The sequence below is a fragment of the Ramlibacter sp. Leaf400 genome (assembly GCF_001424545.1).
GTDB lineage: Bacteria > Pseudomonadota > Gammaproteobacteria > Burkholderiales > Burkholderiaceae_C > Ramlibacter.
The window spans coordinates 45,627-60,996 of record NZ_LMQL01000012.1; the positions used below are offsets into that span (position 1 = coordinate 45,627).

The window sequence follows — 15,370 nt, forward strand, 5'->3', positions numbered from 1 at the left end:
GCACCCGCAGCCTTGTCTACGCGTGCCGTGCCCGCGCTCGCGCTGCCGATCGCCGCAGCCGATGCGCTGGCGCAGGCAGCCGCGCCGCACCAGTCGGCGCTGCGGGCGCATGGCGAAGACGCGGGCCACATCCTGGAGATCACCTGGGTGCTGTTCGTCGGCGGCGGCCTCATCTTCGTCGCCGTGCTGGCGCTGGGCGTGCTGGCGCTGGCGGGCCCGGCCTCGGTCCGCGCCAGCCTCGCGCGCCGCGGCTGGATGGTCGGCGCCGGCGTGGTCTTCCCGCTGGTGGTGCTCACCGCGCTGCTGGTCTACACCTTCGGCGTCGCCGCCGCCATGCAGCGGGCGAACGCGCAGCCGGCCGCCACCCGCATCCAGGTGACGGGCGAGCTGTGGTGGTGGCGCGTGCGCTACCTGGGCCCCGACGGCGCGACGCTGCTGGAGACCGCCAACGAGCTGCGCATCCCAGTCGGCGAGCCGGTCGACCTGGAGCTGGTGTCCAACGACGTGGTCCACAGCTTCTGGGTGCCCAGCCTGGCCGGCAAGCTGGACATGCTGCCGGGCAGCACCAACCGCCTGCGGCTGCGCGCGGCCGAGCCGGGCGTGTTCCGCGGCCAGTGCGCCGAGTACTGCGGCCAGCAGCACGCCAAGATGGCGCTGCACGTGGTGGCACAGCCGCCGGCGGAGCACGCGGCCTGGCGGGAAGCCAGTCGCCGTCCGGCCGCCGAGCCCGCCGAGCCGCTGGCGCGCCAGGGCCGCGCGCTGTTCGAGCAGGCCCGCTGCGGGGTCTGCCACACCGTGCGCGGCACGTCCGCCGAGGGCCGGCTCGGGCCCGACCTCACGCACGTCGGCACGCGCCTGACCCTGGCCGCGGGCACCCTGCCCAACGGCCCCGGCCCGCTGGCCGCCTGGATCGCCGACCCGCAGCACCTCAAGCCCGGCAGCCGCATGCCGGCCTACCGGCAGTTCTCGGGCGAGGACCTGCGCGCGCTGGCCGCGTACCTGGAAGGCCTGCGTTGACGACGGAGTGCCCGAATCCCCTCCCGCGCCCGCCGGGCGAACTCGAGGAACTCGAGCGCGTGTGGGAGCGGCCCAAGGGCCTGCGCTTCCTCACCGACGTCAACAACAACATCATCGGCGTGCTCTACGTGGGCACCGCCTTCCTGTTCTTCCTGCTGGCCGGCGTGCTGGCGCTGATGATGCGCACCCAGCTCGCGGTGCCCGGGAACGACCTGCTCGCGCCCGACACCTACAACCAGGTCTTCACGATGCATGGCACCGTGATGATGTTCCTGTTCGCGGTGCCCATGGTGGAGGCGGTGGGCGTGCTGCTGCTGCCCAACATGCTGGGCGCGCGCGACCTGCCGTTCCCGCGCCTGTCGGCGTACGCGTACTGGGCCTACGCCGTCGGCGGCCTGGTCTTCTTCGGCAGCCTGTTCTGGGACATGGCGCCGCGCGGCGGCTGGTTCATGTACCCGCCGCTGACCAGCTACCAGTTCTCGCCCGGCGACGACGCCGACTGGTGGCTGCTGGGCATCGGCTTCATCGAGATCTCCGCCATCGCCGGCGCCATCGAGATCGTGGTGGGCGTGCTGCGCACCCGCGCGCCGGGCATGACGCTGGCCCGCATGCCGATCTACGCCTGGTCCATGCTGGTGGTGGCCGGCCTGATCATCTTCGCCTTCCCGGCGGTGATCCTGGCCACGCTGCTGCTGGAAGTGGAGCGCAGCTTCCAGTGGCCGTTCTTCGTCGCGGCCAAGGGCGGCGATCCGCTGCTGTGGCAGCACCTGTTCTGGTTCTTCGGCCACCCGGAGGTCTACATCATCTTCCTGCCGGCGGCGGGGATGGTGTCCATGATCATCCCCGCCATGACCGGCAAGCCGCTGGTGGGCTACCGGCTGGTGGTGCTGGCGCTGGTGGGCACGGGGTTCCTCAGCTTCGGCCTGTGGGTGCACCACATGTTCACCACCGGCATCCCCCAGCTGTCGGTGAGCTTCTTCTCCGCGGCCAGCATGGCGGTGGCCGTGCCCAGCGGCATCCAGGTGTTCGCCTGGATCGCCACGGTGGCCGCGGCGCGGCGCATGCGGCCGCTGAAGACGCCGATGCTGTTCGTGCTGGGCTTCTTCTTCGTCTTCGTGCTGGGCGGCCTGACCGGCGTGATGGTGGCGGTGGTGCCGTTCGACTGGCAGGCGCACGACACCTACTTCATCGTCGCCCACCTGCACTACGTGCTGATCGGCGGCATGGTGTTCCCGCTGTTCGCGGCGCTGTACTACTGGACGCCCTACGTGAGCCGGCTCGCGCTGTCCGAGCGCATGGGCAGGTGGGCGTTCTGGCTGATGTTCGTCGGCGTCAACGTCACCTTCTTCCCCATGCACCTGACCGGCCTGATGGGCATGCCGCGCCGCGTCTACACCTATGACGACCATCCGGGGTGGGGCGCGCTCAACCTGCTGTCCACCGGCGGCGCCTACCTGGTCGCGGCCGGCGTGCTGGTGGTGGTGATCGACCTGGCGCTGCACTTCCGGATGAGCGAGACCAACGCCGGCAACGTCTGGAACGCCGGCACGCTGGAGTGGCTGCCCACGGGCAACTACGCCAGCCGCAGCATCCCGCGCGTGGCCGGCCGCGAGCCGCTGTGGGAGCGCCCGCAGCTGCCGCGCGAAGTGGAGGAGGGCCGCTGGTACCTGCCCAATGCGCCCACCCACCGGCGCGAAACCATCGTCACCAGCGCCATCGACGCCGAGCCGCAGTACGTGCTGCAGATGCCCGGCCCGGGCTGGGCGCCGCTGCTGTCGGCGCTGGGCACGGCGGGCTTCTTCCTGCTGCTCACCGTCAAGCTGGTGCTGCCGGCGCTGCTGTTCGGCGTGCTGGCCATCGTGATGCTGCTGCTGTGGCTCTGGCCCAGCGATCCCGACCCGGACCATCCGCCGGTGGACATCGGCGGCGGCCTGATGCTGCCGGTGCAGATGACGGGGCCGTCCTCGCACTCCTGGTGGGCCATGGTGGTGCTGATCCTGGTGTCGGGCTCGATCTTCGCGTCGATGGTGTTCGCCTACCTGTTCCTCTGGACGGTGTCGCCCGACGTGTGGCCGCGCGATGCCGGCGCGCTGCCGGGCGCCGCTGGACCGCTGGCGTCGGCGGCGCTGCTGGCGGCCAGCGGCGTGGCGGTGGGCTGGTGCAGCCGACGGCTCGCGCGGTCCGGCCCGGGCGGCCAACGCGGCTTGCAGCTCGTGCTGGCGGTGGCGGTGGTGCTGCTCTGCGCCTCGATCGTGGTCGAGCTGCGCGCGCACCTGGCCACGGCGCTGCGGCCCACGCAGAACGCGTACGGCGCGGCCGTCTACATGGTCGGCGCGCTGCAGGCCTTCTTCGTGGCCACGGTGGCCTGCATGGGCCTGTACACGCTGGCGCGCTCGCTGTGCGGGATGCTGTCGGCGCGGCGGCGCCAGACCTTCGACAACACCCTGCTGTTCTGGTACTACACCGTGGCCCAGGGCCTGGCCGGGCTGGCGCTGGTGCACGGCTTTCCGCGGCTGGCGACCTGAGAAGCCGTGAACGCCATGCGCCTGTCCGCCGCCAGCCACGACCTCCTGCTGCTGTTCGCCGGCCCGATGGTGTGGGGCGCGCACTTCCTCGCGATCTACGGCTTCACCGGCGTTGCCTGCGCGCGGCCCGGGCCTGGCCCGCAATGGCTGGGCCTGGCGTGGGAGGCGTGGGCGATCGTCGCCCTGGGCCTGGTCGCGGCCGCGGTGCTGGTGGCCAGCCTGGCCGCGCGCCCCCGCAGCGGCTCGGCGCAGAACCGGGACTTCCTGCGCGCCATCGCGCTGGCGCTCAACGCGCTGGCACTGCTCGCCATCGCCTGGGAGACGCTGGCGGTGTTCCTGGTGCCGGGCTGCTGGGGCCCGGTGCGCTGAGCCCGCCCCACGGCAGAGAACGGCGACCGGCCGTTGCAACCGCCACGCGGCGGCGTCCGACAGCGCCGGCACGGGGGTGCCTTCCAGAATGGCTCGCGCCGGGTGCAAACCCTTCCGCAACAACCCCCATCCGATCAGGTGCCCATGGCCAGACTCCCTTCCGACGCCGCCGGCGCCGCGCCCCCGCAGCTGCACGCCGTCCGGCTTCGCATCAACGGACGCCGCCACGAGCTCGAAGTCCCGCCCTGGGTCACGCTGCTGGACCTGCTGCGCGACCGCCTCTCGCTCACCGGCACCAAGAAGGGCTGCGACCACGGCCAGTGCGGCGCCTGCACGGTGCTGGTGGACGGCGAGCGCATCCTGTCCTGCCTCACGCTGGCCGTGATGCGCGACGGCTGCGAGGTCACCACGGTCGAGGGGCTGGCCGACGGCGACGAACTGCATCCGCTGCAGCAGGCCTTCCTGCGGCACGACGCGCTGCAGTGCGGCTACTGCACGCCGGGCCAGCTGTGTTCGGCCGTGGGCCTGATCCAGGAAGGCCAGGCCCGCACCGAGGACGACGTGCGCGAGCTGATGAGCGGCAACCTCTGCCGCTGCGGCGCCTACCCGCAGATCCTGCGGGCGGTGTGCGAAGTCGCGCTGGCCCCGAAATCCGCATCCGATGCCGGCGAGCGCGAAGCCGGATCCGTCGGCCGCGTCACCGCTGAAAGCCTCCCCAGATGAACGACTTCGGCTACGTGCGGGCCGGCGACCTGGACGAGGCGCTCGGCCTGGCCGAGCCCGCGCTCTTCACCGTCACCAGTGCGCGCTTCATCGCCGGCGGCACCAACCTGCTGGACCTGATGAAGGAGAACGTGCTGCGGCCGCGCCGGCTGGTCGACATCAACGGCCTGTCGCCCTGGGCCGGGATCGAAGCGCGCCCCGACGGCGGCCTTCGGCTGGGCGCGCTCGCGCGCAACGCCTACACCGCCCACCATTCGCTGGTGCGCGAGCGGTACCCGCTGCTGAGCGCCGCCATCCTGTCCGGCGCGTCCCCGCAGGTGCGCAACATGGCCAGCAACGGCGGCAACCTGATGCAGCGCACGCGCTGCTGGTACTTCCACGACTCGCAGGTGCCATGCAACAAGCGAGCGCCGGGCAGCGGCTGTTCGGCCATCGGCCAGCTGGCACGCCAGCACGCCATCCTGGGTGCGAGCGAGCACTGCATCGCCACCCATCCGTCGGACATGGCGGTGGCGCTGGCGGCGCTGGAGGCGGTGGTCCACGTGCGCTCGCCGCGCGGCGAACGCGACATCGCGCTGGCGGACTTCCACCGGCTGCCCGGCGACCGGCCGCAGCAGGACACCACGCTGGGCGACGACGAACTGATCCTGCACATCGACCTGCCGCCGGCCGCGCAGTTCGCCGCGCACTCGACCTACCTCAAGATCCGCGAGCGCTCCTCGTTCGCCTTCGCCCTGGTGTCGGTGGCCGCGGCCCTCGACCTGGGCGAGGACGGCCGCATCCGCGCAGCGCGGCTGGTGCTGGGCAGCGTGGCGCACAAGCCATGGCGCCGGAGCGAAGCCGAGGAGATGCTCGTCGGCGAGGCACCGGGCCGCGAGCTGTTCGACCAGGCCGCGCGGCGGCTGATCGAAGGCGCGCGTCCCCAGGGCTTCGGCCCCGGCGACAACGGCTTCAAGATCCCGCTGGCGCGGCGCGCCGTGGTGCGCGCGCTGGAGATGGCCGTGCGGGGCGAGACCATCAACACCGGCGCCTTCCGGGAGTCACGGCCATGATCTTGCGTGAAGCGCTTCCGGTCGCCGAGCCCGGCACCGGGCCGGTGAAGATCGGCGACGAAGTCGACCGCATCGATGGCCGCGCCAAGGTGACGGGCCGTGCGCGCTACGCCGCCGAGCACACCAGGCCCGGCATGCTGTTCGGCGTGGTGGTGAACAGCACCGTGGCGCGCGGGCGCCTGCTGGCCCTGGACATCGAGGACGCGCTGGCGGTGCCGGGCGTGGTCGACGTCCTGTGGCACGGCCATCGACCCGACCTTCCGCGCCAGGACGACTGCTACCGCGACGAGGATTCGCCCTCCGGCTCGCCCTTCAAGCCGCTGCTGGGCGACGAGGTGTTCTTCAACGGCCAGCCGATCGCGCTGGTGGTGGCCGAGAGCTTCGAGGCCGCCCGCTGGGCGTCGTCGCTCGTGCGCGCCGAGTACCGCGAGAGCCTGTACGAGACGGACCTGCTGTCCAACCTCGGCGATGCGCACGAGCCGGCCGGCGGCGACGGACCGCCCGGCCCGATCGGCGATGCCGATGCCGCGTTCGACGCCGCTCCGATCCAGGTGGACGTGCAGTTCCACCAGGGCGTGGAGCACCACAACCCCCTGGAGATGCATGCCAGCACGGTGCATTTCGAGCGCGACGGCAAGGTGGTGATCCACGACAAGACCCAGGGCCCGATCAACAGCCGGGACGTGGTCTGCCGGGTGTTCGGGTTCGAGCCGCACGAGGTGGTCGTGCGCAACCCCTACGTGGGCGGCGCATTCGGCTCCGGGCTGCGGCCGCAGTACCAGCTCTACCTGGCGGTGATGGCGGCGCTGCACCTGCGCCGGCCGGTGCGGGTGGTGCTGACGCGCCAGCAGATGTTCACCTTCGGGCACCGGCCGCAGGCGTGGCAGCGGGTGAAGCTGGCGGCCGACCGCGACGGCACGCTGCGGGCCATCGTGCACGAGGCCATCGAGGAGACCTCGCGGCTGGAGGACTTCCAGGAGACGGTGGTCGACTGGTCCGCCCGCCTCTACCGCTGCGACAACATCCGGCTGCGCCAGCGGCTGGTGGACCTGGACCGCTACACGCCGCTGGACATGCGCGCACCGGGCGCGACGCACGGCCTGTTCGCGCTCGAGGTGGCGATGGACGAACTGGCGCACGAACTGGGCCTGGACCCGCTGGCGCTGCGCCTGAAGAACTACGCGGAGCGCGATCCCACGTCCGGCAAGCCCTTCTCCAGCAAGGCGCTGCGCGAGTGCTACGAGCAGGGCGCCGAGCGCTTCGGCTGGTCGCGGCGGCCGCCGCAGCCGCGCGCCCTGCGCGAGGGCGACGAGCTGGTGGGCTGGGGCATGGCCACGGGGATGTGGGAGGCGATGCAGGACTCGGCCCAGGTCAGCGCCACCCTGCACCCCGACGGCCGCCTGGAGCTGGCCAGCGCGGCCAGCGACATCGGCACCGGCACGTACACGGCGCTGTGCATGGTGGCGGCCGAGGCGATGGGGTTGCCGCTGGAGCAGGTGACTTTCCGGCTGGGTGATTCCAGCCTGCCGCAGGCGCCGCTGGAAGGCGGCTCCTCGCACGTGGCCACGCTGGGCTCGGCCGTCGCGGGGGTGTGCGACGAGCTGCGGCGCAAGCTGTGGAGCATGGCGCGGACGATGCGAAGCTCACCCTTCCGGAGCAGTCACCGGTCCACGGAGGTCGCTTTCGCCGAAGAGCAGATGCGCTGGCGCCAAGCGGACGGCGGTGCGGCGGAGGCGGGGCAGGGCGCGGTGGCCCTCACGGACCTGCTGGCCTGGAATGGCGGCGGGCCGGTGCAGGCGCGCTTCGAGCTCAAGCCCGACCAGAAGGCGAAGGACAAGTTCGCCCGTGCCACGCATTCGGCCGTGTTCTGCGAGGTGCGGGTGGACGAGGACTTCGGTCGCGTGCGCGTGACGCGCGTGGTGAGCGCCGTGGCCGCCGGGCGCATCGTCAATGCCAAGGCGGCGCGCAGCCAGGTGGTCGGCGGCGTGGTGTGGGGCATCAGCCAGGCCCTGCACGAGGAGACGCACACCGACCACCGGCTGGGCCGCTTCATGAACCACAACCTGGCCGAGTATCACGTGCCGGTGAACGCGGACGTGCACGACATCGACGTGCTGTTCGTGCAGGAGGACGACCGCGTCGTCAGCCGCATCGGCGCCAAGGGCGTGGGCGAGATCGGCATCCTCGGCGTGGCCGCGGCGATCTCCAACGCCATCTTCCACGCGACCGGCCGCCGCCTGCGCACCACGCCGATGTCGCCCGACAAGGTGATGGCGCCCGGCGATGGCTGGGCGGCGGGGGACGCTGCGGTGTTCCGGTCGATGCGCGCGGGTTCGGCGGCCGGTCGCGGATCGCCCGTGCGGTCGCCGCGCACCGAGGAGGCGGCCGATGGCCGGATGGCGCGGCAGACCTGATCCCTGTCGCCGTTGCGCGCAGGCCTGCGAGACAATGGCCGCGTGATCGTCGTCTACTGGCTGGAACAGGATCGTGCGGGCGTGGCGTCGGCGCGCCATGCGTCGTTTGCTTCCGACCGGCTGGGGGAGGCGCTGAAGTTCGCCGAGACCTTGCGTGCGCGTCGGCGTGAAGGCCAGGGGATCAGCCACGTGGCGATCCAGTCGGAGTTGCCGGAGTCGGTGGGGCAGGCGGGGGTGGCGGATCCTTCGAAGGATTACGCGCACTACAAGCGGCGGCTGGATCCGTCGGTTCCGTTGGGGCGGGCGTCTGGTTCTGAGCCTTATCGCGGGGAGGAAGGCTAGGCGCATTGCTGTTCGTGGCCTGCGGCAGGGGGTCCCCGGCGGGGGGGCTCATGCTGTGCCTCTCCGCCTGCTTCGCTGACGCTCGCAGGGCCCGCACCACTGCGCGACGCTCGGCACAGAAATCGCCCCCCGCCGGGGACCCCCTGCCGCTGGAGGCGGAGGTGATTCGTTGGCAGGGCCCAGGGAGGGAGTCTCACACTGCGCTCTCCACCGCCAGCGCCCCCACCCCAACCCTCCCCCGGAGGGGGAGGGAGGAATACCCGCTGCTCGTTGTGCGTTTCTCGGTCCGGAGCCCTTGTCTTTTCCCTCCCCCTCCGGGGGAGGGCAGGGTGGGGGCGCCCCGGAGCCGAAGCGAGCAGCGCGGCTTGGGTCGATCCCTGCCGCGCACCCCAACCGCCCGAGCGCGCACCTGCCAAACCCACACCCCCGCTAGACTGCCCCCCATGCAAGACATCCTCCGCGGCCTGCGCGTGCTCGAACTCGGCCAGGTGCTGGCCGGGCCGTTCGCCGGGGCGATCTTTGCCGACCTCGGCGCGGAAGTGATCAAGGTCGAGCGCCTCGACGGCGGCGACGACGCGCGCCGAATGGGCGCGGCTTTCCGCGGCGGCGACTCGCTCATCTTCCAGGTGTTCAACCGCGGCAAGCAGTCGGTCGCGCTGGACCTGAAGTCCGAGGAAGGCCGGCTCGCGCTGGAGCAGCTGCTCGCCACCGCCGACGTGCTGGTGCACAACCTTCGCCCGGGCGTGACCGACGCGCTGGGCATTGCCGGCCCCGACGTGTGCGCGCGCCATCCCCGCCTGGTGTACTGCGAGATCTCCGCCTTCGGCGCCACCGGGCCGATGCGCATGCGTCCCGGCTACGAGCCGCTGGTGCAGGCCTTCAGCGGCCTGTCGGCGATCAACGGCGGGCCGGACGATCCGCCGATGCGCGCGGGCGCCTCGCTGTGCGACCAGGGCAGCGGCATGTGGGCCGTGATCGGCGCGCTCGCGCTGCTGCAGCGCCGCCAGCACACCGGCCGCGGCGGCATCGTCGCCACCTCGCTGCTGGAAGCGGCGATGGGCTGGAACTCGCAGAAGGTCGACGCCCTCGTCAACGAGGGCCGGCAGCCCGACCGCCACCGCTCGGGCCATCCGGGGTTCGTCCCCTACGAGGCCTTCGACACCGCTGACGCGCCGCTGCTGGTGTGCTGCGGCAACGACCGCCTGTTCGCCAAGCTGGCGAACGAACTCGGCCGGCCGCAGTGGACGAGCGACGAGCGCTTCGCCACCAACCGCGCCCGGCTCGAGCACAAGGCGCAGCTGTTCGCCGAGCTGGTGCCGCTGCTGCAGGCGCGACCGCGCGCCGAATGGCTGGACCGGCTGGAGCGCGCCGGCGTGCCCTGCGCGCCGATCCATTCGCTGCCCGAGGCCGTGGCGCACCCGCAGGTGCAGGCGCTGGGCATCCTGCAATCGCTGCCACAGGAGGGGATGCGCCTGACGGCGCTGCCCTTCACGGTCGACGGCCAGCGCCCGGCGCTGACGGCCGCGGCGCCGCGGCTGGGTGAGCACAATGCGCGGCACGGGCTCGCGCCGCTGCCGAACCCCTGAGCATTTTTTTCCAATGAAGGAGACAACACCGATGCGATCCGGCCTCTGCAGGCGCGCCGTCCTGGCCGCCACCCTTCTCGCCGCCTCGACGGCCTTCGCGCAAGGCGCGTCCGGTTACCCCAGCAAGCCGATCCGCGTGGTGGTGCCGTTCGCGCCGGGCAGCGCGACCGACCAGATCGCCCGCGCCTTCACGCAGAAGATGCAGGAATCGCTCGGCCAGCCGCTGGTGGTGGACAACAAGCCGGGCGTCAACGGCATGCTGGGCGCCGCCGAAGTCGCCAGGGCCACGCCCGACGGCTACACGATCCTGATCGGCACCAACAGCACGAACGCGGCGCTCAAGAGCCTGATGAAGAAGCTGCCCTACGACCAGGACACCGCCTTCGCGCCGGTCGCCTACATGGGCCAGGTGCCGCTGATCGTGGCAGTGAACAACGACGTGCCCGCGCGCACCCTGCGCGAGCTGGTGGACATCGCCAAGGCCAAGCCCGGCCAGGTCACCTTCGCCAGCGCCAGCACGTCGCAGCTGGTGTCCACCGAGATGCTGGCCAGCATGGCCGGCGTCCAGCTGAACAACATCCCGTACAAGAGCGGCCCCGCCGCGATGACCGACCTGATCGGCGGCCAGGTGATGATGTTCACCGCCGACTTCGCCGTGATGCTGCCCCAGGTCAACGGCGGCAAGGTGCGCGGCCTGGCCGTCACCTCGGCCAAGCGCTCGCCCGCGGTGCCCAACCTGCCGACGGTGAACGAGGCGCTGGGCCTGAAGGACTACGAGCTGATCGCGTACTTCGCGGCGTTCGCGCCGGCCGGCACCCCGCCGGAGATCGTGCGCAAGCTCAACGAGGCCGTGAATGCGGCGGCGCAGAGCAAGGACGTGACGGAGAAATTCGCGCCGATCGGCTTCGTGCCGGAGCCGGGACCGCCGGAAGCGCTGGCCCAGCGCACCAAGGCGGAAACCGCCAAGTGGGCCAAGGCGATCAAGGACGCGAAGATCGAGCCGCAGTGACGCGGCGCGGGGCGGGCGCTCAGCCCGCCTCGGCGGGTTCGCCGCGGTGCTTCTCGAGGAAGACGCGCAGCTGGCGGTAGTCGGACTTGGAGATCGCGTCCAGCGCGCCCTGGGCGCGGCACTTGCGCACCACGGCGGGCGACGCGAAGTCGCTGAACACCACCACCTTGGCGGCCTGCCCGCGGGCGGCGCCGGCCAGCACCGAGAAGCCCGAACCTTCGCGCAGCATCAGGTCCAGGATGACCAGGTCGGCTTCGCCCGGATGGTCGTGCAGCCACACCAGCGCGCCGGATTCGGTGGTGCAGGTGCCGATCAGCTCGAAGCCGCCGACGAAGTCGAGCAGCTCGGTGATCAGCTGGTGGGTGGCCTTGACGTCTTCGACCAGCAGGACGCGGATGCTCACGCGCGATTCTCCTTGGGGCTCTGCAGCACGACGGTGATTGTCGCGGCCGGTCGCCAGCTCGTCTGTAGTCCCTGGCCTACTCATCCATGGCGTCGAGGTGGAAGGGGCGTGGCTCAGGCGTGGGTGCATCGACGCGCGAGGCCCCCACGCGCCCTGCATCGTTCCTAAACTGCTGCGCACATGACCACCGTACGCAAAGGCCAGGCAGGGCCCATGCTGCCGCGCGACCAGTTCCGCGAACGTTTCCGGGAGGCGTTCTACGACCCGGCCTACCAGGCCGAGTCCGCGGCCATCGAACGCCTGGAGGCGATCGCCTGGGACGCGTACCAGCAGGGCCGCAAGGCGCCGGTCACGGCGCCGGCCGGCCCCGGCTTCGCCGACCCCGGCTACGAGCTTTCCGTCGAGTGGCGCGCCGCGCGCGATCGCCTGATCGAAGCCCAGAAGCGATGGGGCGAGACCGCGACGCCTTCGCGCGTGCTGCTGGTGTGCGGGTCCTCCCGCAACGACGGCACCTGTCCCGGCGAGATGTCCAAGAGCTGGCGGCTGACGCAGCTGGCACGCGGCGTGGTCGAACAGGCCGGCATGGAATGCGACGTGCTGGACCTGAGCCTGATCACCTCCGACTACGACCGCCACATCCACCCGTGCAAGGGCTGCGTCTCCACCGCGATGCCCCTGTGCCACTGGCCCTGCAGCTGCTACCCCAACCACGCGCAGCGCCAGACCGGCGACTGGATGAACGAGATCTACGAGCGCTGGGTCAGCGCGCATGGCGTTTTCCTGGTGACGCCCGTGTACTGGTACCAGGCCGCCAGCCCGCTCAAGCTGATGATGGACCGCCTGGTCTGCGCGGACGGCGGCAACCCGGACCCGACCAGCACGCACGGCAAGAAGCCCGACGAAGCCAAGGCGCTGGAGCTGCAGGGCTGGGACTATCCCAAGCACCTGGCCGGCCGGGCCTACGGCGTGGTGGTGCACGGCGACGTGGCCGGCATCGAGTCGGTGCGGCGCGCGCTGAGCGACTGGCTGGACTGGATGGGCCTGGTGGACGCGGGATCGCAGGCGCGGCTGGACCGCTTCATCGGCTACTACGAGCCCTACGCCAGCAGCCACGACACGCTGGATGCCGACGAGGCGGTGCAGACCGAGGTGTGCAATGCGGCACGCGCCGTGGTGACGGCGGTCAAGGAGCTGCGTGCCGGCCGCCTGCGCCAGCCCGACGCGCGCCTCTCGCGGCCCCGGCCCAAGTGAGCCGCCGCAGCGGGCTCCTACACGGCGACGCGGCGCGGCCGCTCAGCCAGCAGCCCGCGGCGAACCCAGAATGCCGGGGACCCCACCTCCACCTGCCATGACACCATGAACCTCGTCCGCTGCAAGTTCACGATCGACGGCCACGAACTGGACGCCTACGTCGCCCGCTCGGACGAGCAGCGCGCCCTGGGCCTGATGCACGTCGCCGAGCTCGGCGACAACGAAGGCATGCTCTTCGTGTGTGATGAGTGCGAGGTGCAGAGCTTCTGGATGAAGGACACGCCGGTGGCCCTGTCCATCGCCTTCCTCGACGAGGACGGCACCGTGCTGCACACCGAGGACATGGAGCCGCACTCGCTCGACTCGCACACCTGCGAGCACGAGGTGCGCTACGTGCTGGAGGTGCCGCAGGGCTGGTTCGCCGAGCGCGGCATCGGCGCCGGCGCCCGCGTCGAGGGGCCGACCTTCCTGCCGGCGGCGGAACTCAGCGAAGGTACTCGGGCGCCGGTGCCGGATTGAGGACCGCCGAGGCCGCGTTGCCGTTGTCCGCGCAGGTGAAGCTCGCAGCGGCGGTGGGATCGCCGGCCACGTACTTCGGGAACTGAGGATAGGCGCAGACCGGGCGCTGGGCCTGGATGCCCTGCGCCGGCTGGTCGTTCACGTACTTGGTGGCAGTGAGCGCGTCGGGCCCGCTGCCGCCTTCGACCCAGTTCTGCAGCGCCACCATGGCGTCGTGGCTGACATCGGCGGCGGGGGGCTCGGGCGCGACCACGGCGCCGCTGAACAGGTTGCCGAACGCGTTGGGCCCGTCCCCGCCGGCGCAGTGCGCCATGCCTGGCACCACGAAGAGGCGGAAGAACTGGCGCGTGCGGTCCAGCCCCACCTTCAGCGAGCCGGGCTGCGCCTGCGCCACGCGGTGGTAGTAGTTGATGAGGTCCTGCACCGGGATCAAAGGGTCCGCCGTGCCGTGGTAGGCGATCAGCTTGCCGCCGCGCGCGCGGAAGGCGCCCAGGTCCGGGTTGTTCGCGTTCAGGATCGGCGCGAGCAGCGAATCGACCGCAGCCATGTGCTGGTCGAAATCGTACGTCGTCGCCTGCCAGGCCAGGCCGAACACCCACTTGAAGAGCGAACCGAACTGCGGTTCGGCCCGACCCTGCGACTGCCAGCCGAACAGGCTGTCGCTCTCCGCGCCGCGCGTGGAGGCGGAGGCGATGCGGCGACCGGTGGCGCGGTTCGTCGCGCCCTGGTAGATCGTGCGCGCGGCCGCCACCTGCTCGGGCGACAGGCAGTTGGTGGACAGCGGCGAGGTGCACTGCAGCTCGCCCGGGTCCCAGTCGCAGGTGCGGGGATCGGTGAGGAAGGTGTCCTGCGCGAGCCCGCCGCTCTTCACCGCGCAGGCCCGAGCCACGGCCGCGGTGATCAGCCGTGCGTGGTCGGAGTTGAAGGTGCTGGCCAGCGTGGCCTTCTGCGCCTGGAAGTTCCACACCAGGCCGGTGTGGACGTGCGTCCGGTTGTTCGCCGGCGCGCCGGCCAGGATGCCGTCGTAGTCACCGGGATGGCGCTGGGCGGTCATCAGCGCCTGCTGGCCGCCCGTGGAGCAGCCGTTGAAGTACGAGAAGGCCGGCGCGCGGCCGTAGTGCGCAGCGATCAGCTGCTTGGACACCGTGGTCATCACGTGCGTGGCGCGATGGCCCCAGTCTTCCCATTTCTGCGGATGGCCCACCAGCAGGTCGCCGTTGTTGTTGGCCGAGGGCGCCGTGCCCATGTCGGTGGTGGCCACGGCGAACAGGCGCCGCAGCCCGACCACCATGGCGGGCGCTCCGACGGCGATGGTGCCGGCGTAGCCGCCGTTGCCGATGCCTTCGAAGCGGCCGTTCCAGTCGGCCTGCGTCGGCAACCAGACTTCGATGTTGATGAGCGAGTCGGGCGTGGGCGTGGCCACGGCGCTCACCTTGCAGAAGGGCGGGACGCGGTCGTAGGCCCGGCCGTCCGCGGCCACGTAAACGGGGCCCGGCACGCTCACTGCCGCGGTGACGAGCGCGCCTTCCAGGGAGGTGCCGGTGAGGGATTCGCACGGGACGGCGGCAGCGGCCCAGCCGCCGCAGGCCAGGCCGAGGAGGAGGGCGCGCGGGCCGCGGGGCGAACCATCACTTGTCGTCTCCGGAAGGCTGTCTTGCCTTCGAAGCTAGCGACGACCGTCCGTGGCGACCTGTAGGACGGCTGCCGGTCGTCGCTTCGTGGCGGGCGGCGGTCTCAGTACGTGAACATCCGGTCGTGCTCCAGTGACAGCCGCACCAGCTGCTGCGGCGTGGCGAACTCGGCCGGCTTGCCGCTCAGGTCGGACGCGGGCAGGCCGCGGGCCTTGGACGAGAGCCCGGAGACGTAGAAGCGCGCGCCGCCGGCCACCAGCGCCTCGTAGTGCTCGCGCAGGTTCCCCGTGCCCAGGCCCGTGAGCGAGTCCAGCACCGCGTCGCGCAGCAGTTGCACGGCGTCGCCGGCCAGGAACAGGCTGGCCTGGTGGCCTTCCTCGATCGCCGCGCGGGCGACGAAGAAGGCCAGCGCGGCACGCGTGGGTTGCTCGGGTCCGTGGGTGAGGTGGACCAGGATCTTGGCCATGGCGAGGACTCCTTGCGCGAGGGTGGGGCGGGCATCGTAGTGCGGGCGGCGCGGTTGTGCATC

The 15,370-nt window shown here is 71.6% G+C and carries 14 protein-coding genes; 11 read left to right on the top strand and 3 right to left on the bottom strand.

From position 1 onward, the window contains the following. The first annotated feature begins 12 nt into the window (after nt 1-12). From ASG30_RS22885 to ASG30_RS16040, 9 genes are all read left to right on the top strand, one after another. Nucleotides 13-1,017 (top strand): cytochrome c oxidase subunit II, encoded by a 1,005-nt coding sequence (locus ASG30_RS22885; RefSeq protein ID WP_235579823.1) that lies wholly within the window; start codon nt 13-15, stop codon nt 1,015-1,017. Beyond that, a complete protein-coding gene (gene ctaD / locus ASG30_RS16005; protein WP_055898901.1) occupies nt 1,014-3,542 on the top strand; it encodes a cytochrome c oxidase subunit I in 2,529 nt (842 codons plus the stop codon). The genes ASG30_RS22885 and ctaD overlap by 4 nt, the downstream gene beginning before the upstream one ends. A gap of 6 nt (nt 3,543-3,548) precedes the next feature. After that, nucleotides 3,549-3,911 carry a hypothetical protein gene (locus ASG30_RS16010; RefSeq protein ID WP_156385580.1) on the top strand — a complete coding sequence of 121 codons (363 nt, stop codon included), beginning with the start codon at nt 3,549-3,551 and terminating at the stop codon, nt 3,909-3,911. A 144-nt stretch (nt 3,912-4,055) separates the two neighbouring features. Further along, nucleotides 4,056-4,634: a (2Fe-2S)-binding protein gene (locus ASG30_RS16015; protein ID WP_055898907.1), complete on the top strand. Its 579-nt coding sequence runs from the start codon at nt 4,056-4,058 to the stop codon at nt 4,632-4,634. Beyond that, the gene (locus ASG30_RS16020; protein WP_055898910.1) at nt 4,631-5,686 is read left to right on the top strand and encodes an FAD binding domain-containing protein; all 1,056 of its coding nucleotides are present in this window, start codon (nt 4,631-4,633) and stop codon (nt 5,684-5,686) included. Before ASG30_RS16015 ends, ASG30_RS16020 begins: the two co-directional genes overlap by 4 nt. Continuing rightward, nucleotides 5,683-8,100 (top strand): xanthine dehydrogenase family protein molybdopterin-binding subunit, encoded by a 2,418-nt coding sequence (locus tag ASG30_RS16025; RefSeq protein ID WP_082522143.1) that lies wholly within the window; start codon nt 5,683-5,685, stop codon nt 8,098-8,100. Before ASG30_RS16020 ends, ASG30_RS16025 begins: the two co-directional genes overlap by 4 nt. A 42-nt stretch (nt 8,101-8,142) precedes the next feature. Continuing rightward, nucleotides 8,143-8,442 carry a hypothetical protein gene (locus tag ASG30_RS16030; protein ID WP_235579824.1) on the top strand — a complete coding sequence of 100 codons (300 nt, stop codon included), beginning with the start codon at nt 8,143-8,145 and terminating at the stop codon, nt 8,440-8,442. A 443-nt stretch (nt 8,443-8,885) separates the two neighbouring features. Then, nucleotides 8,886-10,028: a CaiB/BaiF CoA transferase family protein gene (locus tag ASG30_RS16035; RefSeq protein ID WP_055898913.1), complete on the top strand. Its 1,143-nt coding sequence runs from the start codon at nt 8,886-8,888 to the stop codon at nt 10,026-10,028. Nucleotides 10,029-10,059: 31 nt separating this feature from the next. Beyond that, nucleotides 10,060-11,037 carry a Bug family tripartite tricarboxylate transporter substrate binding protein gene (locus ASG30_RS16040; RefSeq protein WP_055898916.1) on the top strand — a complete coding sequence of 326 codons (978 nt, stop codon included), beginning with the start codon at nt 10,060-10,062 and terminating at the stop codon, nt 11,035-11,037. 19 nt (nt 11,038-11,056) lie between these two features. Here the strand turns inward: ASG30_RS16040 and ASG30_RS16045 are convergent, their stop codons facing one another. Next, a complete protein-coding gene (locus ASG30_RS16045; RefSeq protein WP_055898919.1) occupies nt 11,057-11,440 on the bottom strand; it encodes a response regulator in 384 nt (127 codons plus the stop codon). A gap of 180 nt (nt 11,441-11,620) precedes the next feature. Here ASG30_RS16045 and ASG30_RS16050 point away from each other — a divergent pair, with 180 nt between their 5' ends. Continuing rightward, nucleotides 11,621-12,691, top strand: a complete 1,071-nt coding sequence (locus tag ASG30_RS16050; protein ID WP_055898922.1) for a flavodoxin family protein — start codon at nt 11,621-11,623, stop codon at nt 12,689-12,691. A 105-nt stretch (nt 12,692-12,796) separates the two neighbouring features. Next, nucleotides 12,797-13,210, top strand: coding sequence for a DUF192 domain-containing protein (locus tag ASG30_RS16055; protein WP_055898924.1), 414 nt, complete (start codon nt 12,797-12,799; stop codon nt 13,208-13,210). On the opposite strand, the gene ASG30_RS16060 is transcribed toward ASG30_RS16055, so the two are convergent. Both ASG30_RS16060 and ASG30_RS16065 read right to left on the bottom strand, forming a co-directional pair. Beyond that, the gene (locus ASG30_RS16060) at nt 13,176-14,708 is read right to left on the bottom strand and encodes a tannase/feruloyl esterase family alpha/beta hydrolase (RefSeq protein ID WP_162243745.1); all 1,533 of its coding nucleotides are present in this window, start codon (nt 14,706-14,708) and stop codon (nt 13,176-13,178) included. The genes ASG30_RS16055 and ASG30_RS16060 overlap by 35 nt on opposite strands. Nucleotides 14,709-14,944: 236 nt before the next feature. After that, nucleotides 14,945-15,307 (bottom strand): DsrE family protein, encoded by a 363-nt coding sequence (locus ASG30_RS16065; protein WP_055898928.1) that lies wholly within the window; start codon nt 15,305-15,307, stop codon nt 14,945-14,947. Nucleotides 15,308-15,370: the final 63 nt, after the last annotated feature.

Excerpts from the sequence above, each read along its gene's own strand:
- ASG30_RS16040 (WP_055898916.1), top strand. The coding sequence starts at position 10,060 with ATGCGATCCGGCCTCTGCAGGCGCGCCGTCCTGGCCGCCACCCTTCTC.
- ASG30_RS16020 (WP_055898910.1), top strand. The coding sequence starts at position 4,631 with ATGAACGACTTCGGCTACGTGCGGGCCGGCGACCTGGACGAGGCGCTC.
- ASG30_RS16025 (WP_082522143.1), top strand. The coding sequence starts at position 5,683 with ATGATCTTGCGTGAAGCGCTTCCGGTCGCCGAGCCCGGCACCGGGCCG.
- ASG30_RS16050 (WP_055898922.1), top strand. The coding sequence starts at position 11,621 with ATGACCACCGTACGCAAAGGCCAGGCAGGGCCCATGCTGCCGCGCGAC.
- ASG30_RS16055 (WP_055898924.1), top strand. The coding sequence starts at position 12,797 with ATGAACCTCGTCCGCTGCAAGTTCACGATCGACGGCCACGAACTGGAC.
- ASG30_RS16065 (WP_055898928.1), bottom strand. The coding sequence starts at position 15,307 with ATGGCCAAGATCCTGGTCCACCTCACCCACGGACCCGAGCAACCCACG.
- ASG30_RS16035 (WP_055898913.1), top strand. The coding sequence starts at position 8,886 with ATGCAAGACATCCTCCGCGGCCTGCGCGTGCTCGAACTCGGCCAGGTG.
- ASG30_RS16015 (WP_055898907.1), top strand. The coding sequence starts at position 4,056 with ATGGCCAGACTCCCTTCCGACGCCGCCGGCGCCGCGCCCCCGCAGCTG.